This window comes from Streptomyces sp. PA03-1a (assembly GCF_033792805.1).
Taxonomy (GTDB): Bacteria; Actinomycetota; Actinomycetes; order Streptomycetales; family Streptomycetaceae; genus Actinacidiphila.
The window spans coordinates 22,361-48,697 of record NZ_JARAVO010000040.1 but is presented as its reverse complement, the minus strand read 5'-3'; the positions used below and the strand labels follow the sequence as shown (position 1 = coordinate 48,697).

Below are 26,337 nucleotides of genomic sequence, written 5' to 3'. Positions count from 1 at the left end.
AGATGTTTAAAGGGGTTTCGTGGGGTCGGAGATGTTTATAAGGGCAAGGCCCGTGAACCGGCCCGTAAACCGTTTTGGCGATCCCCCCTCGCATCCCATATCCTGCTGACGCGTCCCGACGGCCGAAGATTCGCCCGGCGGGCCACCCAGCCCTCATCGTCTAGTGGCCCAGGACGCCGCCCTTTCAAGGCGGTAGCACGGGTTCGAATCCCGTTGGGGGCACATACGTCGTCTGCGTCGTCCCGCAGACCATGCGCGTTGGCAGTGCGGCCGGTTCACCGGCGGCGCTGCCTTCCGTGTTTTCCGGGCCGGAACCGGCGCCTCCCCCTCACAGGCCCGCAGGTCACGCGTGCGTGGCACCGCCCGGGGTCTGATACGCTGGTCCAGCGAGATCGGCCCGCCAGTGCGTGTCCGACCGGTCACCGAGAATCACCGACCGGGAGACGTCCACCAACGATCCGTTCCTCGCACAGCGCGGCGGAATCCCGTTGGGAGCACGCACAAACGTGTGGGAGACTGTCTCTCGCGCAGAGCGCAACGCAAGGTCCTGTGGAGCAGTTTGGAGTGCTCGCCACCCTGTCAAGGTGGAGGCCGCGGGTTCAAATCCCGTCAGGACCGCGCTGGCTGGGTAGCTCAGTTGGTACGAGCGATCGCCTGAAAAGCGATAGGTCGCCGGTTCGACCCCGGCCCCAGCCACCAGCAACCCCCGTCGAGTTCCTCGGCGGGGGTTTCGTGTTCCCGGCGGCCGGCCCTCCCGGCGGGCCCCGCAACCGACCCCACGCGCGGGGGAGTCACGCCGGCCGTGTCGGTGCCGTCGCGAACACCACCCGCACCACCGTCGCCCACCGGGCCGCCGGGCCGGTCCTCCGGGGCGGGGATCGCCGGGGGTAATGCGTTCGCCCGGGGGGCGCGGCGGATGCGATGCTGGAACGCGTATGTCTACGCAGCCCCCCTCCCCCGCATTCGGCGAGCTCGGCGCACGGCTGGCCGAGCTCACCCTGCGCGACGCGCAGCGCCTCGGCCGTCGCCTGGACGGCGCACGCCGCATCCGCAAGCCCGAGGCCCGCTCGGCCGTGCTGACCGAGATCGGGGCGGAGATCGACAAGGCCGCGCTGAAGGCCGACGCGCGGCGCACCGCCATACCCGCGATCAGCTACCCCGAGCAGCTGCCGGTCAGCCAGAAGAAGGACGACATCCTCGAGGCGATCCGCGACCACCAGGTCGTGATCGTGGCGGGCGAGACCGGCTCCGGCAAGACGACGCAGATCCCCAAGATCTGCCTGGAGCTGGGCCGCGGCGTCCGCGGCCTGATCGGTCACACGCAGCCCCGCCGCATCGCCGCCCGCACGGTCGCCGAGCGTGTGGCGGAGGAGCTGCGCACCCCGCTGGGCGGGGCGGTCGGCTGGAAGGTCCGGTTCACCGACCAGGTCGGCGACGGCACGCTGGTCAAGCTGATGACGGACGGCATCATGCTGGCCGAGATCCAGACGGACCGGGATCTCCTCCAGTACGACACGATCATCATCGACGAGGCCCATGAGCGCAGCCTCAACATCGACTTCATCCTGGGCTACCTCGCCCAGCTGCTGCCCCGCCGGCCCGACCTCAAGGTCGTGATCACCTCCGCGACGATCGACCCCGAGCGCTTCTCCCGGCACTTCGGCGACGCGCCGATCGTCGAGGTCAGCGGGCGTACGTATCCCGTCGAGGTGCGCTACCGGCCGCTGCTGGCCGAAGGGGGCGGCGAAGCCGACGAGGCCGACCGCGACCAGATCACCGCGATCTGCGACGCGGTCGACGAGCTCCAGGCCGAGGGCCCGGGCGACATCCTGGTCTTCCTCTCCGGCGAGCGCGAGATCCGCGACACCGCCGACGCCCTGAACAAGAGGCAGCTGCGCCTCACCGAGGTCCTGCCGCTGTACGCGCGGCTGTCCTCCGCCGAGCAGCACAGGGTGTTCCAGCGCGGCACGGGCCGCCGCATCGTGCTGGCCACCAACGTCGCGGAGACCTCGCTCACCGTCCCCGGCATCCGGTACGTGATCGACACGGGCATGGCCCGCATCTCCCGCTACAGCCACCGCACCAAGGTGCAGCGGCTGCCGATCGAGCCGATCAGCCAGGCCAGCGCCAACCAGCGCAAGGGCCGCTGCGGCCGCCTCGCGGACGGCATCTGCGTCCGGCTGTACTCCGAGGACGACTTCCTGTCCCGCCCGGAGTTCACCGACGCCGAGATCCTCCGCACCAACCTGGCCTCCGTCATCCTGCAGATGACCGCCGCGGGCCTGGGCGACATCGCCCGCTTCCCCTTCATCGACCCGCCGGACGCCCGGAACATCAAGGACGGCGTCCAGCTGCTCCAGGAACTGGGCGCGCTGGACGGCCAGAAGCTCACCCAGACCGGCCGCAAGCTCTCCCAGCTGCCGGTGGACCCGCGGCTGGCCCGCATGGTGCTGGAGGCGGAACGCAACGGCGTGGTCCGCGAGGTCATGGTGATCGCGGCCGCCCTGTCGATCCAGGACCCGCGCGAACGCCCCCAGGACAAGCAGCAGCAGGCCGACGAGAAGCACCGCCGCTTCGCCGACGAGACCAGCGACTTCATGGCGCTGCTCAACCTGTGGCGGTACGTGCGCGAGCAGCAGAAGGCGCTGTCCTCCTCCGCCTTCCGCCGGATGTGCCGCACGGAGTTCCTCAACTACCTGCGCATCCGCGAGTGGCAGGACATCTACAGCCAGCTGCGCACAGTCGCCAAGACGATGGGCATCCACCTCGCCGAGGGCGACCACGAGGTCAACCTCCAGCACGTGCACCAGTCGCTGCTGGCGGGCCTGCTGTCGCACGTCGGCCTGAAGGACACCGACAGCAAGAACGAGTACCTGGGCGCCCGCAGCGCCAAGTTCGCGGTCTTCCCCGGCTCCTCGCTCTTCAAGAAGCCGCCGCGGTGGATCATGTCGGCCGAACTGGTGGAGACCTCGCGGCTGTGGGCGCGGGTCAACGCCCGCATCGAGCCGGAGTGGATCGAGCCGCTCGCCCAGCACCTGGTGAAACGGTCCTACAGCGAACCGCACTGGGAGAAGGACCAGGCCGCGGTCATGGCCTTCGAGAAGGTGACGCTGTACGGCGTGCCGGTCGTGGCCGACCGCAAGGTCAACTACGGCAAGATCGACCCGGAGACCAGCCGGGAGCTGTTCATCCGCAACGCGCTGGTCGAGGGTGACTGGCGCACCCACCACCAGTTCTTCCACGACAACCGCAAACTGCTCGCGGAGGTCGAGGAGCTGGAGCACCGGGCGCGGCGCCGCGACATCCTCGTGGACGACGAGACGCTCTTCGACTTCTACGACCGCGTGGTGCCGGAACACGTCGTCTCCGGCGCGCACTTCGACTCGTGGTGGAAGCAACAGCGCAAGGAGCAGCCGGAGCTGCTCAACTTCGAGCACTCCATGCTGATCAACGAGAACGCCGAGGCCGTCACCAAGGACGACTACCCCGACTCCTGGCGCCAGGGGAAGCTCAAGTTCCGTGTGACGTACCAATTCGAGCCGGGCGCGGACGCGGACGGCGTGACGGTCCACGTCCCGCTGCAGGTGCTCAACCAGGTCACCCCGGACGGCTTCGACTGGCAGATCCCGGGCCTGCGCGAGGAGGTCGTCACCGAGCTGATCCGCTCGCTGCCCAAGGCGATCCGCCGCCACTACGTGCCGGCGCCGAACTACGCGAAGGCCTTCCTGGACCGCGTCGTCCCCGTGCAGGACCCTCTTCCCGAGACCCTCGCGCGGGAGCTGCAGCGGATGGTGGGCGTGCCCGTCACCGCCGAGGACTTCGACCTCGCCAAGGTCCCGGACCATCTGAAGATCACCTTCCGGGTGACCGACGAGCGCCGCCGCAAGCTGGCCGAGGACAAGGACCTGGAGGCGCTCAAGCTGCAGTTGCGGCCGAAGACCAAGGCCGCGATCAGCAAGGCCTTCGACGCCGCGGGCTCCATCGGCATCGAGCGGCGCACGGGCCTGAAGCAGTGGACGGTAGGCGCCCTGCCGCGCACCTTCGAGACGCGGCGGTCCGGGCAGCCGGTCAAGGCGTACCCGGCGCTGGTCGACGAGGGCGAGAGCGTGGGCGTACAGCTCTTCGACACCGAGGCCGAGCAGGCCGCGGCGATGTGGCGCGGCACCCGCCGGCTGATCCTGCTGAACGTGCCCACGAACCCGGCGAAGTTCGCCGCGGACCGGCTGTCCAACCAGGACAAGCTCGCGCTGTCGCGCAGCCCGCACGGCTCGGTGACCGCCCTGTTCGACGACTGCGTCACCGCGGCCGCCGACCGGCTCATGGCCGAGCACGGCGGCCCGGCCTGGGACGAGGAGTCGTTCCGGAAGCTGTACGACTCGGTGCGGGCCGACCTCGTCGAGCTGACCGTCAGGACGGTCGCCCAGGTGCGCCAGGTGCTGGCCGCCTGGCAGGCCTGTGAGCGCCGCCTGAAGGCCGCCCAGAGCCTCGCCCTGGTGGCCAACCTCGCGGACGTCAAGGAACAGCTGGGAGCCCTCGTGGGGCCCGGTTTCGTGACCGCCACGGGGGTGCGCCGGCTGCCGGACCTGCTCCGCTACCTGGTGGCCGTCGACCGGCGGCTGCAGCAGATGCCCACGGGCGTCCAGCGCGACACCACGCGCATGGAGAAGGTCCGCGAGATCCAGACCGAGTACGCCGAGCTGCTGGCCGCCCAGCCGGCCGGGCGCCCGGTCCCCGAACGGGTGCGCGACATCCGGTGGATGATCGAGGAACTGCGGGTCAGCTACTTCGCGCACGCCCTCGGGACGGCGTTCCCCGTCTCGGACAAACGCATCTTCAAGGCCCTCGACGAAGCCTGGGGCTGATCGGGTTCGCAATCACCCTCTGACCTGCTGTACAGTCTTCCTCGCGGCCAGGGAACGACGGCCGCGAAACCTGGTCCTGTGGAGCAGTTTGGAGTGCTCGCCACCCTGTCAAGGTGGAGGCCGCGGGTTCAAATCCCGTCAGGACCGCAGTGAAAGCAAGGCCCGCGTCCAGCGAAGGACGCGCGGGCCTTCTTGCTGTGCGCGGGCCTTCTTGCTGTGCGCGGGCCTTCTTGCTGTGCGCGGGCCTTCTTGCTGTGCGCGGGCCTTCTTGCTGTGCGCGGGCCTTCTTGCTGTGCGCGGGACGGACGGCGTGGCCGGGACGCGGTTGCGGAGGGTGCGGGTCCCCTGGTTCCGGCCGTTCCCGCGTGGTACGCCTGGCACATGAGCGCGACGCCGAGGGACCCGGGCCCGCCGCCCCGGGACGTGACGCGGGCGCTGCTGCGCGCGCACCTGGCGGCCGCAGCGGGGGGCGGACGGCGGCACCTGACCCGGCACTGCCCGGTGTGCCACCGGCTGATGCGGCTGACGTTGCGGCGCACCGCCGTCCCACTACCGCACGAGTCCGGAGGGGAACAAGACTCCGGCATGTGACGGGAGTCACGTGAAGAGTTCCGGCTCTGAGGGAACTTGGGGGCTCCTGTGGGACCGTCAATTTAATATGTGCAATTGCACTCATGACAGAGGGCCCAGTCCTCACAAGACGGACACACCACACGCACAAAAAAGATCGCACCGGAGCCGGCGGACTCCGGTGCGATCGACGTTTCCTACGGGCGTCCCTGATGGGGGCAGGGACCCTTCGGAGCGGGCGTTGCGGCGGGTTGGGGGCCCCGCGTGGACGCCCGTTTGTTCAGGTCAGGCCTCGCTGCGCTGCTGCGGAATGCCCGCGAGCAGTGCACGGACCTCCGCCTCGCGGTAGCGGCGGTGCCCGCCGAGCGTGCGGATGGACGTGAGCTTGCCAGCCTTGGCCCAGCGCGTGACCGTCTTCGGGTCCACGCGGAACATCGTGGCAACCTCAGCGGGGGTCAGCAGCGGCTCGGCATCAGGGGTGCGAGCGGTCATGAGCGGCCTCCTCGAGAGAACCGAACCAACACGGTTCTTTCCTCTAAATTCTGCACCTTGACCCGCGTTGCCCGAAATGGCGGACGCGGGCCGAGTCGGTAATAGGACGAACGGCTTGTCCTTGGCACTACAACTACACCATCTGTCCAGCCGTGTCGGCCAAACCGATGGATTTGCCCTCTGAGGTGTCTAAGCTCGACGGAAGCCGATGGACCGGGCCATAACGGACAGTCACGCTTGAGTGACGATCAGTCACAGCCAACCCACGAGCCACAGCCCCACCTCAAGGGGATGCAATCCCGGACATTCCACCCAGAGCGAGTGGAAAGAGGTCCTTCCGGACCCGATGTCCCATATTGTCATGGGGGGTGGGGATGAGGGCAAGACCCCTAAACGTGCTTTAGGTCACGCTTAGGCCAAAGGTACCGGTCGGCCGGACTCAGGACCAAAGTCCCTCCCCCACGACCGGCTCCCGACGGACCCTCAACTCGCGTACAGCAGTTCCCTGACGGCCCGCCAACGGTCGCTGAGCCGCTCGTAAGCCTCCCCGGCCCGGGTGCTGTCCCCGTCCCGCAGCGCGGCCAGCGCCTCCGCCACGTCGGCGGCGGACCGGTCCCCCGCGAGGGAGTCCGGGGCGATGGCGTGGACGAGCCCGCCGTAGTCGAGTTCGACCAAGGAGCGCGGGTGGAACTCCTCCAGCCAACGCCCTACATCTACCAGGCCGTCGATCAGGGGTCCCTCTTCGAGTGAATCCTTGAGCACCCGCAGCGCCCGGGCCGTCCGCCGGCGGGCCTGCACCATGGGGGTCCGGTAACGCATCACCGGCTGCTTGGACTCGCCCGCGCCCGCGGGTTCGTACTCACGCTCGGAATCGTCGAACAGCACAAACCAGCGCACCGGGACGTGCCACGTGGCCCCGCGGATCCAGGGCCGCGCATCGGCGTTCTCGGGCTTCTCCGCCCGCCACGCCGTGAAGTCGGCCTCCGCCTGCTCGCGCACGACCGGCGGCAGCACGGCGTCCACCACGGGGGCGGGGAACTCCTCGACCAGTTCGGACAGGGCCAGCCAGCCGCGCAACCGGGTGCGCCAGGGGCAGACGTGGGTCACGCCGTCCACGACGGCGACGAAGGCGTCCCCGCTCTCGCGCACCGGGACGGCGACGGGCGGCACGGACAGCAGACCGGCCAGCGACTGGCGCAGTTCGTCCTGTGCGGACCGCTGAGCGCCCTGGGAGGCATACCGGTACCAGTAGCCGCGATCGGGCTCCGGGAAGGCCGCCAGCGGCTCGTACACCCGCAGATACGCCGCGTACGGGACCAGCACCGATGACAAGCCCACACCCGCTCCCTCGTGACGGCTTCCGCCCTGGCATCGTCCCACGTCGCTTCCGGCACGGGGAGTGATCCACGACACTGGGAGGATGTTCACGGCCGGGTGGTTCTAGTCTTCTGCCAACCGGCCCTCCCCCACCCACCCGGAGGGCGACCTCTGGACATTCGGGAGTCACCACAGTGACCGACGTACGTCAGACACCCGGCATCGTCACCACGCTGTTCCGATCGGAGCAGGGCGGTCACGAGCAGGTCGTCTTGTGCCAGGACCGCGCCAGCGGCCTCAAGGCCGTCATCGCGATCCACTCCACCGCCCTGGGCCCGGCCCTCGGCGGCACCCGCTTCCACGCGTACTCCTCCGACGAGGCGGCGGTCGAGGACGCGCTCAACCTCGCCCGCGGCATGTCGTACAAGAACGCGCTCGCCGGCCTCGACCTCGGCGGCGGCAAGGCCGTCATCATCGGCGACCCGGACATGGACAAGTCCGAGGAGCTGCTGCTGGCCTACGGCCGCTTCGTGGCCTCGCTCGGCGGCCGCTACGTCACGGCCTGCGACGTCGGCACCTACGTGGCCGACATGGACGTGGTCTCCCGCACCGCCCCGCAGTGGACCACCGGCCGTTCGCCCGAGAACGGCGGCGCCGGCGACTCCTCCGTCCTGACCGCCTGGGGCGTCTTCCAGGGCATGCGCGCCTCCGCCCAGGCCAAGTGGGGCGACCCCACGCTGCGCGGCCGCAGGGTCGGCGTGGCCGGTGTCGGCAAGGTCGGCCACCACCTGGTGGAGCACCTACTCAAGGACGGCGCCGAGGTCGTGATCACCGATGTTCGCGGCGAGGCCGTCGACCGGATCACCTCCCGTCACCCTCAGGTAACCGCCGTCTCCGACGCTGACGTCCTGGTCCGGACACCGCTGGACGTGTACGCCCCCTGCGCGCTCGGCGGCGCCCTCGACGACGACTCGGTGCCGGCCCTCACCGCCTCGATCGTCTGCGGCGCGGCCAACAACCAACTCGCCCACCCCGGCGTCGAGAAGGACCTGGCCGACCGCGGGATCCTCTACGCGCCGGACTACGTCGTGAACGCGGGCGGCGTGATCCAGGTCGCGGACGAGCTGCACGGCTTCGACTTCGAGCGGGCCCGCGCCAAGGCGACGAAGATCTTCGACACCACGCTCGCGATCTTCGAGCGCGCCGCGGCCGACGGCATCCCGCCGGCCGCCGCCGCCGACCGCCTGGCCGAGCAGCGCATGGCCGAGCGCACCCCGGCGGAGAGCTGGCTGCGCCCGTGAGCCATGGGGCCGCGGCGGTGCCGCGGCCCCTCCGGCACGCCCCCGTCCGCCCGTGGACGGGGGCGTGTCGTCCATCACAAAGCGGACACCCGCGGGGTGCCGCCGACGTACGGTGTCCGCGCGTCCTCACGAGTCGGGGCGGCTCCCTGCGGGCCTCCGTGACGAGGGCCGCAGGCTGGACATCCGACCGTTACCACGCCCCGGCAGCCAGACCGCGGCGGAAGAAGGTAAAATCGCGATTGACCAGCCAGGACGGGGCCATCGCGGGCCCCTGCTCCGACGCGCGTCGTGCGGGCGACGTACCGTGCGGCCTCGGAAGCAGGTACCGTTGAAGTCCTACGGACCGGGACTCTCATGTGAGGGCCCGTTCCACATCGTGAACGCGTGTCAAGACTCGGGGCCGTCGAGCCCCACCGTTGAGGGGGTCGAGCCAATGGGGCGCGGCCGGGCCAAGGCCAAGCAGACGAAGGTCGCCCGCCAGCTGAAGTACAACAGCGGCGGAACGGACCTTTCACGTCTGGCCGAAGAGCTGGGCGCATCGTCGACACTGCCGGTCAATCCGGAGGTACAGGAAGACGACGATGACGACGAGCTGGAAGACGACCCGTACGCACGGTACGCGGATCTCTACGGCGACGACGAGGACGACGACGAGGACGACGAGTCCCAGTCCTCCTCACAACGCCGTCGTGCTTGACGCAACACATTCCGTTCCAGCTTGACCACTGACCCGGTCCGGGCGCCGCCCGGACCGGGCTTCGTGCTGCCCCGCGCCGGTCAGCCCGCGTAGTCCCCGGTGAGCTCGACGGCCTCGGCGTGCTCGCCGCGCTCCACGACCTCGCCGGCCACCCAGGCGTCCAGGCCCCGGTCGGCCAGCGTGGTCAGCGCCGCGTCCACCGAGCCCTCGGGCACCACGGCGACCATGCCGACGCCCATGTTCAAGGTCTTCTCCAGCTCCAGCCGCTCCACGCCGCCGAGCTCGCCGACCGTGCCGAACACCGCGCCGGGCGTCCACGTCGAGCGGTCCACCGTGGCGTGCAGGTGGTCCGGGACGACCCGGGCCAGGTTGCTGGCCAGCCCGCCGCCGGTGACGTGCGAGAAGCCGTGCACCTCGGTGGTACGGGTCAGCGCCAGGCAGTCCAGCGAGTAGATCCGGGTCGGCTCCAGCAGCTCCTCGCCGAGGGTCCGGCCGAACTCCGGGACCTCCCGGTCCAGCGCCCAGCCGGCCCGCTCGAACAGCACGTGCCGGACGAGCGAGTACCCGTTGGAGTGAAGACCGGAGGACGCCATGGCGATCACGACGTCACCCTTACGGATGCGATCCGCGCCCAGCAGCCGGTCGGCCTCGACCACGCCCGTACCGGCGCCGGCGACGTCGAACTCGTCCTCGCCCAGCAGGCCCGGGTGCTCGGCCGTCTCGCCGCCGACCAGGGCGCAGCCGGCGAGCACGCAGCCCTCGGCGATGCCCTTGACGATGGCCGCGACGCGGTCCGGGAAGACCTTGCCGACGCAGATGTAGTCGGTCATGAAGAGCGGCTCGGCACCGCACACGACCAGGTCGTCGACGACCATGCCGACCAGGTCGTGGCCGATGGTGTCGTAGACGCCCATGCGGCGGGCGATGTCGACCTTGGTGCCCACGCCGTCGGTGGCGGAGGCCAGCAGGGGCCGCTCGTAACGCTTGAGCGCGGAGGCGTCGAAGAGCCCGGCGAAGCCGCCGAGACCGCCCACGACCTCCGGGCGGGTGGCCTTCTTCACCCATTCCTTCATCAGCTCGACCGCGCGGTCGCCCGCCTCGATGTCGACTCCCGCCGCGGCGTAGCTGGCACCGGTGTTCTCGGACATGGCTGTGTTGTGTCCTTGCGTCGAATGCTTACGGGCGACGGAGCGCGTCGGCGGCGTCGGGGCCGCCGGCCAGCTCGGTCTCCAGAAGGTGCTTGCCGAGCAGCTCGGGGTCCGGCAGCTCCATCGGGTACTCGCCGTCGAAGCAGGCCCGGCAGAGGTTGGGCTTGGCGATCGTGGTCGCCTCGACCATCGCGTCCAGCGAGATGTACGACAGCGAGTCAGCGTCCAGGGACTTGCAGATCTCGTCGACCGACAGGCCGTTGGCGATCAGCTCGGCGCGGGTGGCGAAGTCGATGCCGAAGAAGCACGGCCACTTGATCGGCGGCGAGGAGATCCGGATGTGGACCTCGGCGGCGCCGGCCTCGCGGAGCATCCGGACCAGCGCGCGCTGGGTGTTGCCGCGGACGATCGAGTCGTCCACGACCACCAGGCGCTTGCCCCGGATGACCTCCTTGAGCGGGTTGAGCTTCAGGCGGATGCCCAGCTGCCGGATGGTCTGCGAGGGCTGGATGAAGGTCCGGCCCACGTACGAGTTCTTCACCAGGCCCGAGCCGTACGGGATGCCGCTCGCCTCGGCATAGCCGACCGCGGCCGGCGTGCCGGACTCCGGGGTCGGTATCACCAGATCGGCCTCGACGGGGGCCTCCTTGGCCAGCCGGCGGCCCATCTCGACCCGGGAGAGGTAGACGTTGCGGCCCGCGATGTCGGTGTCGGGGCGGGCGAGGTACACGTACTCGAAGACGCAGCCCTTGGGGCGGGCGTCGGCGAAGCGGGAGGCGCGCAGCCCGTTCTCGTCGACGGCGATCAGCTCGCCGGGCTCGATCTCGCGGATGAAGCTCGCGCCCACGATGTCCAGCGCGGCGGTCTCCGAGGCGACGACCCAGCCGCGCTCCAGGCGGCCCAGCACCAGCGGGCGGATGCCCTGCGGGTCACGGGCGGCGTAGAGCGTGTGCTCGTCCATGAAGACCAGGCTGAAGGCGCCCTTGACCTCGGGCAGCACCTGACGGGCGGCGTCCTCGACGGACAGCGGCTTGCCGTCCTCGTCCACCTGCCCGGCGAGCAGCGCCGTGACCAGGTCGGTGTCGTTGGTCGCGGCGACCCTGGTGGCCCGGCCGTTGCCCTGGGGCAGCGCGGCGACCATCTCGGCCAGCTCGACGGTGTTGACCAGGTTCCCGTTGTGGCCGAGGGCGATGGAGCCGTTGGCGGTGGCGCGGAAGGTGGGCTGGGCGTTCTCCCAGACCGAGGCGCCGGTGGTCGAGTAACGGGCATGCCCGACCGCGATGTGGCCCTGCAAGGAGCCGAGGGAGGTCTCGTCGAAGACCTGGGACACCAGGCCCATGTCCTTGAAGACCAGGATTTGGGAGCCGTTGCTCACTGCGATGCCCGCGGACTCCTGTCCGCGGTGCTGCAGGGCGTACAGCCCGAAATAGGTGAGTTTGGCGACCTCTTCGCCGGGGGCCCAGACACCGAAGACGCCGCAAGCGTCCTGGGGGCCCTTCTCGCCGGGGAGCAGGTCGTGGTTGAGTCGTCCGTCACCACGTGGCACGGCACCGAGTCTAGGGCAGGTTCCGGTGTCGTCCGAACGAGGGAACGCGACAAAAGTGCGTTCTATGCGCGTAAACCCATGGGGCACTTGGCCGTGTGACCTTGGTCGTGCTCTCGGTCGAAGCCTGCTCAGGGGCGCAGTCCGGGGTCACGGACCATGGCGGTGAGCTCGGCCGCGGCACGCGTCGCGGCCGACGGGCGGTGCCGCACCCGCTCCCATCCCGGAACGGCGACCGCGCCGAGCCGGAGGTCGTCCAGACCCGCGACGCGGCGGACGATCAGTTCCCCGTCCGCGGTGCGGACGACACGGGTGACCTCCGCCCAGGGCACGTGCCGGGTGCGCAGATGGCGACGGACCCGCAGACCGGTGGCGTCGGCGGTGATCCGCCAGGTGATCATGGACAGCGCCTTGTCGGCCAGCCACAGGCCGCCCAGGACCGGCAGCAACGCGCGCCACCAGGGCCCGCCGGAGAATCCGGAGCCCAGGAACACCACCGTGCCCACCAGGAGCAGCGCGCCCGCCGTGCGGTCGCCCGCACCGCCGTGCCAATGGACGGGGCCCGCGCCGGGCTTCAGGGCCGCAGCCGCCTCGGCGACCCTGGCCTCCGCTTCCCGGCGGTGCTCGGCGTGGTCGGGCGACCCGCTCCCGGACGACGGCGCCACCCACCGCCGCGCCGGCGACTCCGTGGCACCGACCAGGAGGTCGCCGGAAGCCGTGACGGCCGCCAGCACCAGTTCCGCGCCTTCCGCCGGGAGGCCGAAGAGCACGCCCTCGCCGCTGGCCCACGCGCCGGGTCCGGCCGCGCGGTAGGCCAGCACCGGTGCCCCGGCGGCATCGTCCACCGGCCGGATGACGGTCCTGCCGTCCTCGCGCCCCGCCAGCACCCGGAGCACGGGAACGGGTCCTCGGCGCACCGAGCGGGCCCGCAGCGCCGACAGCGCCCCCGACAGCAGCAGGGAGAGGCCGAGGCCGCCCGCCGTGAGCGTCAGGAGCTGCAGGCCCGTGCGGTCCTCGTACGGCTCCGCGGCGAGCCGCAGCCACTCCCCGTCGACGAGCACGGGCACCTCGGTGCCCCGGTCGTGGTCCTCCGGGAACGTCACCGCGACGCGGTGCCGCGTGCCGTCGCCGAAGCGGACGACGATGTGGTCCTCGGCACCGTTGCCGACGACGACCGCCGCGGCGCGGACGGCCGCCGCAGCGTGCGCCCGGTCCGCCCGGTCCCCGGACACGGCGGTCGCCGCGGTCACCGCCGCGACCACCAGGGCCGCCACGCCGACGGCGATCCGGAGCACGCCACGCCGCACCGGCCCGGCCCGCTGCGGCACCGGGAGCGCGACTGCCCCCGCCGCCTCCAGGGCCAGGGCCCGCTGGCGGCGGCGCACCCGCAGCCGCGCGAGGACCGCGGCCCAGCCCCAGCACAGCGCGGCCACGACCACGACGTCCACGCCGCGCTCCGCGGCGCCGCCGGTCCACAGGTCCGGCCGGGTCATCCACAGCAGCAACAGCGGCGCCGACAGCGCCGCAGCTTCGGGCAGGACGAACAACCACAGGGTGTGGACGAAGAAGCCGACGGTGCCGACCGCGTCAAACCACATCGGCCCGCAGGGCGCGGCCACCGTGCAGCCGTCGTCCGCCGCGAGGGCGATCGCCGCGATCACCGCCGCCACCAGCACCGGGGCGCACCACAGCGGGCGCGCCCAGCCGGGAAGCCGTACCGCGGCCCAGCGGTGGGCGTCGGTGGAGAGCCAGGGGCGGGCCGGTGTGCCGGCCGGGGCGTTCGTCGAGGTCACCGGCGCATTATGCGGACGCCGGGACCGCCTCAGCCCAGCAGGGGGAGGTACGGGGCGAGGTCGGCGCGCTCACCGCTCGCGGAGACCGCGGCGGAGTCCAGGGCGGCGGCCCAGGACGTGCGCCCGGTGGCGAGACGGATCCAGGTGAGCGGGTCCGTCTCGACGACGTTGGGCGGGGTGCCCCGGGTGTGGCGGGGCCCGGGCACGCACTGCACGGCCGCGTACGGCGGTACGCGGACCTCGACGGAGTTGCCGGGCACCGAGACCGCGAGGGTGTCCGCGAGGAGCCGTACGACGGCGGCGACGGCCTGCCGCTCCAGGGGGACGGGCACACCCGTCGCCGCGGCGAGGTCGTCGCTGTGGACGACCAGCTCGACGAGCCGGGTCACCAGGAAGTCCGTGGACCGCATCGCGCCGAGCGTGATCGCCACCAGGCGCTCGGGCGCCACCGCCTCGTCCAGCACCCCGGCCAGGCCGTGGGTGGCCTCCTCGAGGCGGGCGGCGGCGTCGGCGGTCTCCGCGGCGGCCTCACGGGTGTCGGCGTCCAGCGGGCCGGCGATGCGCGCCGTGGAGCGCGCCCACGCGGTGAGGTCGAGGTCCGCCTTGGCCGGGGCGGGCGCGGTCACCACCCGGGCGACGGCCTCCACCTGCCGGGCGATGTGCACCACCAGCGTGTGCACGTCCCACCCCGGCAGCCCGGCGGGCGCGGCCAGTTGAGCCGCCGTCAGTCCCCGTGCGGCCCCCAGGACATGGGCGAGCTGGGCGGTGAGCGCCGCGCGGGTCCTGGCGGGGTCGTAGGTGCGGGCCTTGCGGGCGGTGGACGGCATGCGTGCAGCCTACGCGCGGTGCCCGGCCCGCACCCCGACCCCGGGGGTCAGGCCTGGCGCGGGCGCTCGAAGGTGAGCAGCAGCCCCTGCACGGCGCCGGGGCCGATGCGGCCCTTGACGTCGGCGGAGGTGATCGCCTTGAGCTGCCAGCCGTCCTCGGCCTGCTTGTTGAGCGTCTTCTCCAGCTTGTCGTCGTCGATGGCGTCGCCTATCAGCGATTCGCGGAAGCTGACGACCTTGTACTCGTACATCGTTGACACCCCTTGTCGTACCGGTGGTTGCGGGACGCACAGTAGTACCGCCGGTCGCGGGCTACGCGGGGCGGACCGGTCCCGCCGCCCGGCAGACGAGGGTGCCGCCCTCGGTCTCGGCGGACAGCAGCACCAGTTCGGCGCCCTCGTACGGCGCCCCGAACAGCAGGGCGGGGCGCAGCGCGTCCTCCCGGGACCCGGACGGCGGCTCGGGCTCGGGGTCGACCGGACAGGAGAAGAGCGCCGTGCGGCCCGCGTGGTCGTCGGCCGCGAACACCCACGTCCGGGCGTCCTCGTCCACCCGGGTCAGCACGCGCAGCACCGGCTGCGCGCCGCGCCGCAGGGCGCCCGCCCGCACCCGGGCCACCAGGCCCACGGCGAGCAGTGCGCCGCCGGCCAGTGACAGCAGGCGGATCTGCGGTGGGATCGCGGCCGCGCACAGCACCCCGAACGCGATCGTGGCCGGCCCGCGGCGCAGCGGCGGGAGGGGCCCGGGGAGCGGAAGCCGTACGTCCTGGGCGGCGTTCGCGGCGAGCAGCCGCTGCCGGCGGTGGACGCCCGTACGGTGCCGGGCGCCGGCCCAGCACAGCAGCAGCGCGGCGACGGAGGGGAGCGCGGCCTGCGGTTCCACCCGCCAGACCAGGAGCGCGGCGAGCACCGGCGCCGACACGAGGGTCAGCCCGGGCAGTCTGAAGAGCCAGTACACCTGGACGGCGACCAGCCCGTAGTGCACCGTCCCGAACGCCCCCGGGGCCACCGCGGCCCCGACGGCGGCGGCCGCGGCCAGCGCCAGGGCGCCCCAGCGCGGGCGGGCCCACGCGGCGGGGCGGCAGGCCGCCCAGCGCGCTGCGTCAAGGCCGCGCCACAGGGGCGGTTCGCCGGGGGTGTCGCGCTCGCTCACGTCTGGAGTATGAGGCCGTCCCCAACGGAGCCGGTCACCGGCCCCCGGCGAAGCGCCCCCGCGCCTGGCGGCACGGGGGCGCTTCGGGAGGGCGCGCCCGAAGGGCGCGTCGGAAGGGCGGACGGATCAGCCCAGGAGGGCCGGGATCGTGCCCTCGTGAGCCGTACGGAGCTCGTCCAGCGGGATGCTGAACTCGCCCTGGAGCTCGACCGCGTCGCCGTCGACGACACCGATCCGCGTCGCGGGCAGACCGCGCGCACCGCACATGTCGGTGAAGCGGAGTTCCTCGCTGCGCGGCACCGAGACGACCGCCCGGCCCGCCGACTCCGAGAAGAGGAGCACGAACGGGTCGAGACCGTCCGGCACGACCAGGCGCGCGCCGTTGCCGCCGCGCAGGCAGGACTCGACGACGGCCTGGACGAGCCCGCCGTCCGACAGGTCGTGGGCCGCGTCGACCATGCCGTCGCGGGAGGCCGAGATGAGGATCTCACCGAGCAGCTTCTCCCGCTCCAGGTCCACCGCCGGCGGCAGTCCGCCGAGGTGGTCGTGGATCGCCTGGGACCAGGCGGAGCCGCCCAGCTCCTCCTTGGTGTCGCCCAGCAGGTAGAGCAGCTGGCCCTGGTCCTTGAAGGCGACCGGCGTGCGGCGCGTGACGTCGTCGATCACGCCCAGCACCGCCACGACGGGCGTCGGGTGGATGGCGACGTCACCGGTCTGGTTGTAGAGCGAGACGTTGCCGCCGGTGACCGGCGTGCCCAGCTCCAGGCAGCCGTCGGCGAGGCCGCGGCAGGCCTCGGCGAACTGCCACATCGCGGCCGGGTCCTCGGGCGAGCCGAAGTTGAGGCAGTCGGAGACCGCCAGGGGCTTGGCGCCGGTGGTGGCGACGTTGCGGTACGCCTCGGCGAGCGCGAGCTGGGCGCCCGTGTACGGGTCGAGCTTGGCGTAGCGGCCGTTGCCGTCGGTGGCCACCGCGACGCCGAGGTTGGTGTCCTCGTCGATGCGGATCATGCCGGAGTCCTCCGGCTGCGCCAGCACGGTGTTGCCCTGCACGAAGCGGTCGTACTGGTCGGTGATCCACGCCTTGGACGCCTGGTTCGGGTGCGCGACCATCGTCAGGACCTGGGCGCGCAGCTCCTCGCCGCCCGCCGGGCGCGGCAGCTTGTTGGCGTCGTCGGCCTGGAGCGCGTCCTGCCACGCGGGGCGGGCGTAGGGGCGCTCGTACACCGGGCCCTCGTGGGCGACGGTGCGCGGCGGGACGTCGACGATCTGCTCGCCGTGCCAGAAGATCTCCAGCCGGTCGCCGTCGGTGACCTCACCGATGACGGTGGCGATCACGTCCCACTTCTCGCAGATCTCCAGGAAGCGGTCGACGTACCGCGGCTCGACGATGGCGCACATGCGCTCCTGCGACTCGCTCATGAGGATCTCCTCCGGCGAGAGCGTCGCGTCGCGCAGCGGCACGGTGTCCAGCTCCACCCGCATGCCGCCGGAGCCGGCCGAGGCCAGCTCGGAGGTGGCGCAGGACAGGCCGGCGCCGCCGAGGTCCTGGATGCCGGCGACCAGCTTCTCCTTGAAGATCTCCAGGGTGCACTCGATGAGCAGCTTCTCCTGGAAGGGGTCGCCGACCTGGACGGCGGGGCGCTTGGCCGGGCCGGTGTCGGAGAAGGTCTCCGAGGCGAGCACGGAGACGCCGCCGATGCCGTCGCCACCGGTGCGGGCGCCGTAGAGGATGACCTTGTTGCCGGCGCCGGAGGCCTTGGCCAGGTGGATGTCCTCGTGCTTCATCACGCCGACGCACAGGGCGTTGACCAGCGGGTTGCCCTGGTAGCAGGGGTCGAAGACGACCTCGCCGCCGATGTTGGGCAGGCCCAGGCAGTTGCCGTAGCCGCCGACGCCCGCGACGACGCCCGGCAGGACGCGCTTGGTGTCGGGGTGGTCCGGCGCGCCGAAGCGCAGCGGGTCCATGACGGCGACCGGGCGGGCACCCATGGCGAGGATGTCGCGGACGATGCCGCCGACGCCGGTGGCCGCGCCCTGGTAGGGCTCGATGTACGAGGGGTGGTTGTGCGACTCGACCTTGAAGGTGACCGCGTAGCCCTGGCCGACGTCCACGACGCCGGCGTTCTCGCCGATGCCGACCAGCAGGGCGTCGTTGGCGGGGGCCTTCTCGCCGAACTGGCGCAGGTGGATCTTGCTGCTCTTGTACGAGCAGTGCTCGGACCACATGACGGAGTACATGGCGAGCTCGGCACCGGTGGGCCGGCGGCCGAGGATCTCCCGGATGCGCTCGTACTCGTCCTGCTTCAGGCCGAGTTCGGCCCACGGCTGCTCGGTGTCAGGAGTCCCGGTGGCGTGCTTGACGGAATCGAGTGTCATGACGCGTGAACCAGCTTCTTGAGGATCGAGGTGAAGAATCCGAGGCCGTCGGTGCGGCCGGTCCCGATCAGCGACTCGACCGCGTGCTCGGGGTGCGGCATGAGGCCGACGACATTGCCCGCGGCGTTGGTGATGCCGGCGATGTCCCGGAGCGAGCCATTGGGGTTCCAGTCCGCGTAGCGGAACACCACACGGCCCTCGGCCTCCAGCTGGTCGAGGACGTGCTCGTCGGCCACGTAGCGGCCGTCGATGTTCTTCAGCGGGATGCTGATCTCCTGGCCCTGCTCGTAATCGGCCGTCCAGGACGTCGAGTTGTTCTCGACACGCAGCTTCTGGTCCCTGCAGATGAAGTGCAGGTGATTGTTGCGCAGCATGGCACCCGGCAGCAGATGCGTCTCGGTGAGCACCTGGAAGCCGTTGCAGATACCCAGGACCGGAAGACCGTCCTTGGCGCCGGCGATGATCGACTCCATCACGGGCGAGAAGCGGGAAATCGCCCCGGCCCGGAGATAGTCGCCGTAACTGAATCCACCGGGCAGGACGACGGCGTCCACCTGGTGGAGATCCTTGTCACGGTGCCACAGCGGCACCGGCTCGGCGCCGGCGACGCGGACCGCGCGCTGGGTGTCCCGGTCGTCGAGCGTCCCGGGGAAGGTGACGACACCGATGCGTGCGGTCACGACTCCACCTTCACGGTGAAGTCCTCGATCACTGTGTTGGCGAGGAAGGTCTCGGCCATCTTGCGGATACGGGCGAGGGCGGCGTCGTCGACCGGCCCCTCCAGTTCGAGCTCAAAACGCTTGCCCTGGCGGACGTCGGCGATTCCCTCGAACCCGAGGCGCGGCAGCGCTCGCTGCACCGCCTGGCCCTGGGGGTCGAGGATCTCCGGCTTGAGCATGACGTCGACTACGACGCGTGCCACGGTCACTCCCGGTGGTGTGCTGCGGTGAGATGTCCCCACCGTACCCCGCCGAAAAATCTACGCGGGTAGATATTCCAGAATGGTCACGGAATATCCCCCCACCGGATTGCCCTCGGGACACCCGGAGGAATTGGCCGATCGGTTGCGGCGAAAAAATGCGGACCGGTAAATGGAAAAGCATTGACCCCGGCCCTGGGGCTTCGATACAACAACGGGGCCAACGCAGTCCCCAGGCCTTCTCCATTGAAAGGACCGGCATCCATGGCGCAGCGCGTAGTGGTCACGCTCTCCGACGACCTCGACGGCGGTGAAGCGGCGGAAACGGTCACTTTCGGCCTCGACGGGAAGTCGTACGAGATCGACCTGTCCGCCGGCAACGCCGAGAAGCTGCGGGAGGCCCTCGCGCCGTACGTCGAGGCAGGGCGCCGCCGCAACCGGCTCGGCAAGGCCTACAAGCACACCTCGCTCGCCCCCGACCCGGCCGCCGTGCGCGCCTGGGCGCTCTCCCAGGGCTTCGACGTGCCGCCGCGCGGCCGTATCCCCAAGAAGCTCTACGAGGCGTACGCCGAGGCCAGCTGATCCGCCGCCGGGCCCTTCCCGGACGGGCCGGGGCCCCGCCCGGGAATCACCCGGAAGAAGCGATTGGACAGCCACCCCCGTTGATCCGCTAGAGTCTGGAGCACGCCGAGGGCGGGCCGAAAGGCCGAGACCCCCGGGCCACGCGGGTGTAGTTCAGTAGCAGAACATCCCTCTTCCAGGGGGAAGGCGCAGTGTGCGATTCCTGTCACCCGCTCTGATTGCTCGACCGGTCCTGAGGATCGGGTAGGGTAGTCGCCGTGCGGACGTGGCTCAGTTGGTAGAGCATCACCTTGCCAAGGTGAGGGTCGCGAGTTCGAATCTCGTCGTCCGCTCTTTGAGGGAAGGCCCCGGTCGGATCACCGACCGGGGCCTTCTTCGTGCTCCCGGCACCGGTCGGTGTGACGGTGGCCACAGGGCGGAACGCCCGAACTCCCCTGACCGCGGGCGGCGATCGCCCCCGCCCGCCGCCCCTCCCGCGCCCCGGGACCCGCCCGCACCGGGCGCGGCGGCTCTGGGGCACGCCGTGGAACCGGAGTTGACCGGCCGGCCGGGAACGCCGGCGGGGACCGCCCGGAGGTCCGTGACCAGGCCCTCGTCGCTGCCGCGCCCCCGTCGCGTGCGCCGCGGGACACGACGCGGGGAACCCGCCGCGCCAGGGTGTGTGCCCAAGGCCCCCGGCGTTGGCTATAGTGGATGACGCACCGCACGGGAACGCGCGGAGCAGGCGGACGTAGCTCAGTTGGTAGAGCGCAACCTTGCCAAGGTTGAGGTCGCGAGTTCGAGCCTCGTCGTCCGCTCAAGAGAAGGCCCCGGTCGTGACGACCGGGGCCTTCGGTGTTCCTGGGACGGCTGGGCCGTCCGCCGTCGCCGCGGCTGCCGCACTGCCCGCCGGACGGAGGACCGGCGGGCGTGCGGGCCGTGGCGGACTACCAGCCGAGGCCGGTGAGCCGCTCGTACGCCTCGATGTACTTGGCGCGGGTCTGCTCCACCACGTGCTCCGGCAGGGGCGGCGGGGGCTGCTCGCTGCGGCGGTCCCAGCCGGACGCGGCGGAGGTCAGCCAGTCGCGGACGAACTGCTTGTCGTACGAGGGCTGGGCGTGGCCCGGCTCCCACAGCTCGGCGGGCCAGAAGCGCGACGAGTCCGGGGTCAGCACCTCGTCGGCGATGGTCAGCACCTCGCCGTCGAAGCCGAACTCGAACTTGGTGTCCGCCAGGAGGATGCCGCGCTCGCGGGCGATGTCCCGGGCCCGGCCGTAGACCGCGAGGGTGCTCTGGCGCAGCTGCGCCGCGGTGTCGGCACCGACCCGGCGGGCGACCTCCTCGTAGCTGACGTTCTCGTCGTGCTCGCCGACCTCGGCCTTGGTGGCCGGGGTGAAGATCGGCGCGGGCAGCTCGGAGCCGTCCACCAGGCCCTCGGGGAGGGTCACCCCGCACACCGTGCGGTCGGTGTCGTACTCGAGCAGGCCGGAGCCGGCCAGGTAGCCGCGCGCCACGCACTCGACGGGGATCATGTCCAGCGGCTTGCAGACCGTCGTCCGCCCCTCCCAGTCGGCGGGGGCGCCCTCGGGGAGCTCGGTGGACAGCACGTGGTGCGGCACCAGGTCGGCGATCTGGTCGAACCACCACAGCGACAACCGGGTCAGGACGCGGCCCTTGTCCGGGATCTCGGTGGGCAGCACCCAGTCGTACGCGGACATCCGGTCGCTGGCCACCATCACCAGCTCCCCTGCCTCGTTCTGGTACAGCTCGCGCACCTTGCCGGTGTGCAGGTGCACCAGGCCCGGCACTTGCGCGGGCTCGGGCTTGTGGACGAATCCGGACATGGGTCCTCCCCGATCGGCGGTTCGGTTCCCGATTCTCCCGTACGTGCGCCCGGCGGGCGCGACGCGGGGGTCAGCCGTGCTTGCAGATGTGGTCCAGGAGGTTGGCGGTGGCGCGCTGGACACGGGGGTCGACGTGGCCCGGACGGTCCAGCGCCGGGGACCAGGCGAAGGTGCCGGAGGCGAAGACCAGGGCCCCGCCGGGCGCCCGGTACAGCGAGGTCTCCTGGTGCGCTCTGCGGCCCGCCGAGTCCTCGTACGGGGAGTGGGCAAGCAGGATCCGCTCCATGTAGTCGGGCAGCGGCGTGCGCGGGAAGTAACGGTCCGCCTCGCCCGCGACCAGGCCGGGGATCTCGTCGCCCTCCTCGGCGCCGGTGGCCTCCCACAGCCAGTGGCCGGCGTTCCGCACCACCAGCGGGGACGGTTCGGGCACCCGGCCGGAGTACTGCACGCCGATCAGCAGTTGTTCGGGCTCACCCATGTCACGCCACAGGGCGCTGCGGCCCGGCGGGTGGCCGCGGCGCTTGCGGCAGCTGAGCAGCCGGTCGGGGTCGCCCGACGGGGAGGGGCCCAGCTCGGTCTGCCAGTACATGGTGTTGGCCGACAGGAAGACGAGCGAGGTGCCGCCGTCCCGGGCCGCCTCGACGGCGCGCCGCATGGGGACCGTCCAGTACTCGTCGTGACCGGGGAAGACCATGCCCCGGTAGCGCGAAGGATCGATCCGCCCCGCATGCAGGTCGCGCGCGTCGGCGTAGGCCAGGTCGTAGCCGTAGCGCTCGGCCCAGCGGATGAAGTCGTAGGCGTGGCCGACGTGCAGCGGGAGCCCGGCGCCCGCGTACGGGCGGTCGAAGGAGACGGTGACCGCGGCCTCCTCCTCGCCCAGCAGGCGGCCCTTCTCGTCCCAGGCGTGGTAGAGGCTGGCACCCGTGCGGCCGTCCTCGGGGTAGAGGTTGTACGCCTGCCAGGTGACGTCGGGCAGCAGCAGGAGCAGATCGGCCGGCCGGTCGTCGCGCACGGTGAACGGGATGTGGCTGCGGTAGCCGTCCTGCGTGGTGAGGACGGCGACGTAGGCGCCGGACTTCCAGTACGAGGGCACCTGCAGCCGCCAGGACTGCCACCAGTGGTGACAGGAGACGGTGCGCCCGGCGGCGAGCGGCGTCGGCTGCACGATCCCCGACAGCCGGGGGCTGGAGGTGAACTGGGCGGCGCCATCACCGCCGTAGTGCCCGATCCGGTAGACGTCGATGCCGTAGCTCTGCGGCGGGTCGACGGTGATGCGGAAGTCGATGGCGTCGCCGGGGGCCACGGAGGCGCCCGGCGCGAAGCCCTTGATCTGGCACCGCACGTCGTCCGCGGCGCGCGGGCCTGGCACGCGGGGCGTGCGCCCCACGGCGTCGCCCGGCAGACCCCCGGGCTCCCCGCGGCTGGCGGCCAGGTCGACGTACCACGGCACGACCTGGCCGGTGTCGTCCAGATACTGCACCGCGCCACGCAGCCACGGCACCGGGCCCTGCCCGAAGGGGTCGGTGACCCCGTGCGCCAGTGCCCCGGACTGCCAGCGGCGGACCTGCTCCTTCACCACGATGGTCCCCTCCTCGTCGTCCCCCGAGGTGGTGTGCGTGTGCGCACATCCAGCACATCACACAATGCGCTGCCTTGGTTACTGTTCGTGGTGCATTATCGCCAGGAATTCACGCCGGGGCGGACAAACCCCGCCATTTTTCCGTCAGATGAGCCGTATCGGCTTCTCGGGGCGTACGCCCACGGCACTGAGCCAGGAACGCAGCGGGGCGGCGTCGCCGTTCTCCACGAGCCGGAGCACGGGCCAGGCCAGGTCCCCCCGGCGCACCCCGCCGACCAGCAGGGCCGGCCCGTCCAGCCAGTCCAGGCCCGGGGTGGCACCGGCGGTGTCCACCGCGGCACAGCAGATCATCGCGGTCACATGGTCGGTGAGCAGCTCGCGGCCGGTCCGCGGCGGGAGCAGCTGGTAGACGGGCGTGAGGACGCCGCCGGACGGGACCTGGTCGGCGGACTCCTCCCGCGCGGCCGCCTCGCGCACGGCCTCCTCACGGGCGACGTGCCGGGTGATGCGGGCCGCCAGCTCCTCGCTGCCGCCCGCGGAGAGCCGCTCCAGCACCCGGGCCAGGGTCGCGCGCCCCGGCTCGGCGCAGTCGTCCACCGTGCTCCGCGAACCGCCGGAGGCCACGGATATGCGTCGGCTCCCGGCGACCCCCGCGGGCTCGTGCACCTCGTCCAGGACGGTCACCAGGCGGGAGGCGTCGCTGCGCCAGATGCGGTCCACGACCTCCTGCGGGTAGGTGTCCCAGCCGACCGGGGACCATTCGGGGCCGGGTCGCTGCGGACCGCCGTGGAACAGCCGGGCGGCGAGCAGCGAGGCCGCCTCGTCCATCGTGCCGGGCTCCTCCAGCAGGTCGCACGCCGGGCGCTCGCCCAGCCGGGACTCGAAGCCCTCGGCCAGCCGGTCCCGCCGGGACAGCTCGGTCAGGGCCGCCACCACGCCCGCGTCGAGCCGGGAGGGCCAGCGGCCCATGCGCCAGGCCGGCAGCGCCACCCGGGTCAGCAGCCGGTCCCAGCCCGCGTAGGCCAGACCCACCTGCTCCTGGGCGACGATGCGCAGCCCGTAGTCGACCGCCTGGGCCCGCTCGGAGGCGGAGGCGGCCACCGCGCGCTCCATCTCCGCCGCGTGCGCCCGGCAGCCGCGCAGCAGCAGCTTGGCGACCCAGCCCAGGAACCCGTACGCGGGACGGCGCAGGAACCCGACGACCGAGGGCTCCTGCGGGGCGGTGGCCACGCCGACGGCGGCGTCCAGGCCGCGCACGAAGCGGCGGGCGGCCGCGATGTCCGGATCCGCGGCCGGGCCCGTGCCCGCCACGACCGGGGCGAGCAGGGCGCGCAGCTCGGCGACGCGCATCCACCACATGAACGGCGAGCCGATCACCAGCGTGGGCGCCTCGGACACCGCGCGGCGCCGCTGCCGATGGGTGCGGTCCTCCAGCCAGCTGTCGCAGTCCGGAGTCAGTTCTATCGCCGAGGGGGCGGGCACCTGCAGGCGGACGGCCAGGTCACGCACCATGCGGTACAGGTCGGGGGCCGACGCCTCGGAGACGGCCACGGTCGGGCTCTCGGCCGGCCTGGCCCGTACGATCACCGCCGCGACACCGGCCGCGAGCAGCAGCACGAGCAGCGCGCCCGCGACCACCGCCCAGCGCAGCACCTCGGACGCGTCGCCGACGATGCGGCCCGTCGCGCCGCCGACCAGCAGCACGACCGCCAGCGCGGCAGGCAGCAGCGCGACCGTGAGCGCGGCGCTGCGGATGCGCAGGACGGCGAGCGCGCGTGACCGCGCGTGTCCCTCACCTGCTTCCCCGGCCAACGGTGTGCTCACCCCCAAGCTGCTGACGCGACTGCATGCCCCCACTGTCGCACCGCCCACCGACACCGCAATGCCGGTAGGGCCGATAGTGCAGTGCGCGCGGGGTTCCACAGTGCGCTTGCCGGGCACAGTAGTTGGGCTCGGGGCTCACGTCAGCAGGATGGCGAAGGCATCACCCCTTGGAGTGGCCTTGCCCGCCGATTCAGGCTTGGGCGGCCTTCTCTGCGATATCCGAACGGTGGTGCGAGCCCTTCAGCCCGATCCGTCCCACCGCCCGGTAGGCGCGCTCCCTGGCCTTGGCCAGATCGCCACCGGTGGCGGTGACGGACAGTACGCGGCCGCCCGCGCTCACCACACGGCCCTCGGCGTCCGCCTTGGTGCCCGCGTGCAGCACGTAGGCGTGCTCGTCCTGCTCCGCCACCTCGTCCAGGCCCGTGATCGGGTCGCCGGTGCGCGGGGTGCCGGGGTAGTTCTCGGAGGCGATGACCACGGTCACCGCGGCGCCGTCGCTCCACCGCAGCGGCGGGAAGGCGGCCAGCCGGCCGGTCGCCGCGGCGCGCAGCAGGCCCGCCAGCGGGGTCCTCAGCCGGGCCAGCACGACCTGGGTCTCCGGGTCGCCGAAGCGCGCGTTGAACTCGATCACCCGCACACCGCGCGAGGTGATCGCCAGCCCCGCGTACAGCAGCCCGGCGAACGGGGTGCCGCGGCGGCGCAGCTCGTCGACGGTCGGCTGGAGCACCGTGCGCTCCACCTCCTCGACCAGCCGGGGATCGGCCCACGGCAGCGGGCTGTACGCGCCCATGCCACCGGTGTTGGGGCCCTCGTCGGCGTCGTGGGCGCGCTTGAAGTCCTGCGCGGGCTGCAGCGGGACCACCGTCTCGCCGTCGGTGACGGCGAACAGGGAGACCTCGGGGCCGTCCAGGTACTCCTCGATGACCACCCGCTCGCAGGAGTTGGCGTGCGCCCGGGCGGCCTCCAGGTCGTCGGTCACCACGACGCCCTTGCCCGCGGCCAGGCCGTCGTCCTTCACGACGTACGGGGCGCCGAAGGCGTCCAGCGCGTGGTCCACCTCGGCGGGGGTGGTGCACACGTAGGAGCGTGCGGTGGGCACGCCGGCCGAGGCCATCACGTCCTTGGCGAACGCCTTCGAGCCCTCCAGGGCCGCGGCCTGCCCGGACGGGCCGAAGCAGTCGATGCCGCGGGCGCGCACGGCGTCGGCCACGCCCGCCACGAGGGGGGCCTCCGGGCCCACCACGACGAGGTCGGCGCCGAGCCGCTCCGCGAGGTCGGCCACCGCCGCGCCGTCGAGGGCGTCGACCGCGTGCAGCTCCGCCACCTCGGCGATGCCGGCGTTCCCGGGCGCGCAGTGCAGCGACTCCACGTCGAGGTCGAGGGAGAGGGCACGGCACAGGGCGTGTTCGCGGGCTCCGCCGCCGATCACAAGCACGTTCACGTGCCCAGGGTATCGGCTGGCGGCACCCTCCCCGTGGGCCGGTCGTCACGACCCCCAGCTCACTCTTTCGGGTGGCCCGGAGCCGGGCCCC

At 72.0% G+C, this 26,337-nt stretch carries 20 protein-coding genes and 7 tRNA genes; 12 read left to right on the top strand and 15 right to left on the bottom strand.

The annotated features are described in order from the left end of the window. The first annotated feature begins 149 nt into the window (after positions 1-149). The 6 genes from PV341_RS11865 to PV341_RS11840 all read left to right on the top strand — a co-directional run bounded on the left by PV341_RS11865 (position 150) and on the right by PV341_RS11840 (position 5,453). Positions 150-222 (top strand) — tRNA-Glu (locus PV341_RS11865). Positions 223-543: 321 nt separating this feature from the next. Then, positions 544-618 (top strand) — tRNA-Asp (locus tag PV341_RS11860). Positions 619-622: 4 nt separating this feature from the next. Further along, positions 623-699, top strand: a tRNA-Phe gene (locus tag PV341_RS11855). Between the two features lie 236 nt (positions 700-935). Next, positions 936-4,862: an ATP-dependent RNA helicase HrpA gene (gene hrpA, locus PV341_RS11850; protein WP_500322615.1), complete on the top strand. Its 3,927-nt coding sequence runs from the start codon at positions 936-938 to the stop codon at positions 4,860-4,862. A gap of 72 nt (positions 4,863-4,934) precedes the next feature. Beyond that, positions 4,935-5,009 (top strand) — tRNA-Asp (locus PV341_RS11845). Positions 5,010-5,243: 234 nt separating this feature from the next. Continuing rightward, positions 5,244-5,453: a DUF6274 family protein gene (locus PV341_RS11840; RefSeq protein ID WP_500322614.1), complete on the top strand. Its 210-nt coding sequence runs from the start codon at positions 5,244-5,246 to the stop codon at positions 5,451-5,453. Positions 5,454-5,717: 264 nt separating this feature from the next. On the opposite strand, the gene bldC is transcribed toward PV341_RS11840, so the two are convergent. Both bldC and PV341_RS11830 read right to left on the bottom strand, forming a co-directional pair. Then, complete coding sequence (gene bldC / locus PV341_RS11835) at positions 5,718-5,924, bottom strand: developmental transcriptional regulator BldC (protein WP_003949541.1); 207 nt, start codon at positions 5,922-5,924, stop codon at positions 5,718-5,720. 483 nt (positions 5,925-6,407) lie between these two features. Then, entirely contained in the window at positions 6,408-7,262 is an 855-nt protein-coding gene (locus PV341_RS11830; protein WP_500322613.1) for a DUF8083 family protein, read from the bottom strand. A gap of 173 nt (positions 7,263-7,435) precedes the next feature. On the opposite strand from PV341_RS11830, the gene PV341_RS11825 reads away from it, so the two are divergent. Together PV341_RS11825 and PV341_RS11820 are read left to right on the top strand one after the other, a co-directional pair. After that, positions 7,436-8,542, top strand: a complete 1,107-nt coding sequence (locus tag PV341_RS11825; protein ID WP_500322612.1) for a Leu/Phe/Val dehydrogenase — start codon at positions 7,436-7,438, stop codon at positions 8,540-8,542. Positions 8,543-8,870: 328 nt separating this feature from the next. After that, entirely contained in the window at positions 8,871-9,239 is a 369-nt protein-coding gene (locus PV341_RS11820; RefSeq protein WP_499512619.1) for a DUF3073 domain-containing protein, read from the top strand. Positions 9,240-9,319: 80 nt separating this feature from the next. Here the strand turns inward: PV341_RS11820 and purM are convergent, their stop codons facing one another. The 9 genes from purM to purS all read right to left on the bottom strand — a co-directional run bounded on the left by purM (position 9,320) and on the right by purS (position 19,000). Beyond that, on the bottom strand, positions 9,320-10,387 hold the full coding sequence (gene purM / locus PV341_RS11815; protein ID WP_500322611.1) for a phosphoribosylformylglycinamidine cyclo-ligase: 1,068 nt from the start codon (positions 10,385-10,387) through the stop codon (positions 9,320-9,322). A gap of 28 nt (positions 10,388-10,415) precedes the next feature. Further along, positions 10,416-11,933: an amidophosphoribosyltransferase gene (purF, locus tag PV341_RS11810; RefSeq protein WP_499512621.1), complete on the bottom strand. Its 1,518-nt coding sequence runs from the start codon at positions 11,931-11,933 to the stop codon at positions 10,416-10,418. A 128-nt stretch (positions 11,934-12,061) separates the two neighbouring features. Further along, positions 12,062-13,723 (bottom strand): hypothetical protein, encoded by a 1,662-nt coding sequence (locus PV341_RS11805; protein WP_500357616.1) that lies wholly within the window; start codon positions 13,721-13,723, stop codon positions 12,062-12,064. A 29-nt stretch (positions 13,724-13,752) separates the two neighbouring features. Next, positions 13,753-14,550 (bottom strand): maleylpyruvate isomerase family mycothiol-dependent enzyme, encoded by a 798-nt coding sequence (locus PV341_RS11800; protein ID WP_500357614.1) that lies wholly within the window; start codon positions 14,548-14,550, stop codon positions 13,753-13,755. Positions 14,551-14,597: 47 nt separating this feature from the next. Then, positions 14,598-14,801 (bottom strand): DUF4177 domain-containing protein, encoded by a 204-nt coding sequence (locus tag PV341_RS11795; RefSeq protein ID WP_500322608.1) that lies wholly within the window; start codon positions 14,799-14,801, stop codon positions 14,598-14,600. Positions 14,802-14,862: 61 nt separating this feature from the next. Further along, positions 14,863-15,702, bottom strand: coding sequence for a hypothetical protein (locus PV341_RS11790; RefSeq protein ID WP_500357612.1), 840 nt, complete (start codon positions 15,700-15,702; stop codon positions 14,863-14,865). Positions 15,703-15,828: 126 nt separating this feature from the next. Continuing rightward, positions 15,829-18,078, bottom strand: coding sequence for a phosphoribosylformylglycinamidine synthase subunit PurL (gene purL / locus PV341_RS11785; RefSeq protein ID WP_500322606.1), 2,250 nt, complete (start codon positions 18,076-18,078; stop codon positions 15,829-15,831). Beyond that, positions 18,075-18,758, bottom strand: a complete 684-nt coding sequence (gene purQ, locus PV341_RS11780; protein WP_500322605.1) for a phosphoribosylformylglycinamidine synthase subunit PurQ — start codon at positions 18,756-18,758, stop codon at positions 18,075-18,077. Before purQ ends, purL begins: the two co-directional genes overlap by 4 nt. Beyond that, positions 18,755-19,000, bottom strand: coding sequence for a phosphoribosylformylglycinamidine synthase subunit PurS (gene purS, locus PV341_RS11775; protein WP_026250862.1), 246 nt, complete (start codon positions 18,998-19,000; stop codon positions 18,755-18,757). The genes purQ and purS overlap by 4 nt, the downstream gene beginning before the upstream one ends. Positions 19,001-19,261: 261 nt before the next feature. Between purS and PV341_RS11770 the strand changes: the two genes are divergently transcribed. The 4 genes from PV341_RS11770 to PV341_RS11755 all read left to right on the top strand — a co-directional run bounded on the left by PV341_RS11770 (position 19,262) and on the right by PV341_RS11755 (position 20,376). Next, entirely contained in the window at positions 19,262-19,579 is a 318-nt protein-coding gene (locus PV341_RS11770) for a histone-like nucleoid-structuring protein Lsr2 (protein WP_500357611.1), read from the top strand. A gap of 142 nt (positions 19,580-19,721) precedes the next feature. Then, positions 19,722-19,793: transfer RNA gene (locus PV341_RS11765), tRNA-Gly, on the top strand. Positions 19,794-19,838: 45 nt separating this feature from the next. Next, a tRNA-Gly gene (locus PV341_RS11760) sits at positions 19,839-19,911 on the top strand. Between the two features lie 392 nt (positions 19,912-20,303). Beyond that, positions 20,304-20,376: transfer RNA gene (locus tag PV341_RS11755), tRNA-Gly, on the top strand. A 129-nt stretch (positions 20,377-20,505) separates the two neighbouring features. Here the strand turns inward: PV341_RS11755 and PV341_RS11750 are convergent. The 4 genes from PV341_RS11750 to purD form a co-directional block, all read right to left on the bottom strand. Continuing rightward, positions 20,506-21,402, bottom strand: coding sequence for a phosphoribosylaminoimidazolesuccinocarboxamide synthase (locus PV341_RS11750; protein ID WP_500322603.1), 897 nt, complete (start codon positions 21,400-21,402; stop codon positions 20,506-20,508). A gap of 70 nt (positions 21,403-21,472) precedes the next feature. Then, entirely contained in the window at positions 21,473-22,981 is a 1,509-nt protein-coding gene (locus PV341_RS11745) for a N,N-dimethylformamidase beta subunit family domain-containing protein (RefSeq protein ID WP_500322602.1), read from the bottom strand. A gap of 144 nt (positions 22,982-23,125) precedes the next feature. Further along, positions 23,126-24,805 (bottom strand): hypothetical protein, encoded by a 1,680-nt coding sequence (locus tag PV341_RS11740; RefSeq protein ID WP_500322601.1) that lies wholly within the window; start codon positions 24,803-24,805, stop codon positions 23,126-23,128. 190 nt (positions 24,806-24,995) lie between these two features. Further along, the gene (gene purD, locus PV341_RS11735) at positions 24,996-26,246 is read right to left on the bottom strand and encodes a phosphoribosylamine--glycine ligase (protein WP_500322600.1); all 1,251 of its coding nucleotides are present in this window, start codon (positions 26,244-26,246) and stop codon (positions 24,996-24,998) included. Positions 26,247-26,337: the final 91 nt, after the last annotated feature.

What these genes read in the sequence shown, in the direction of transcription:
- bldC (WP_003949541.1), bottom strand. Translation starts at nt 5,924, where the DNA reads ATGACCGCTCGCACCCCTGATGCCGAGCCGCTGCTGACCCCCGCTGAG.
- PV341_RS11840 (WP_500322614.1), top strand. Translation starts at nt 5,244, where the DNA reads ATGAGCGCGACGCCGAGGGACCCGGGCCCGCCGCCCCGGGACGTGACG.
- purM (WP_500322611.1), bottom strand. Translation starts at nt 10,387, where the DNA reads ATGTCCGAGAACACCGGTGCCAGCTACGCCGCGGCGGGAGTCGACATC.
- PV341_RS11795 (WP_500322608.1), bottom strand. Translation starts at nt 14,801, where the DNA reads ATGTACGAGTACAAGGTCGTCAGCTTCCGCGAATCGCTGATAGGCGAC.
- purL (WP_500322606.1), bottom strand. Translation starts at nt 18,078, where the DNA reads ATGACACTCGATTCCGTCAAGCACGCCACCGGGACTCCTGACACCGAG.
- PV341_RS11800 (WP_500357614.1), bottom strand. Translation starts at nt 14,550, where the DNA reads ATGCCGTCCACCGCCCGCAAGGCCCGCACCTACGACCCCGCCAGGACC.
- PV341_RS11750 (WP_500322603.1), bottom strand. Translation starts at nt 21,402, where the DNA reads ATGTCCGGATTCGTCCACAAGCCCGAGCCCGCGCAAGTGCCGGGCCTG.
- hrpA (WP_500322615.1), top strand. Translation starts at nt 936, where the DNA reads ATGTCTACGCAGCCCCCCTCCCCCGCATTCGGCGAGCTCGGCGCACGG.
- PV341_RS11770 (WP_500357611.1), top strand. Translation starts at nt 19,262, where the DNA reads ATGGCGCAGCGCGTAGTGGTCACGCTCTCCGACGACCTCGACGGCGGT.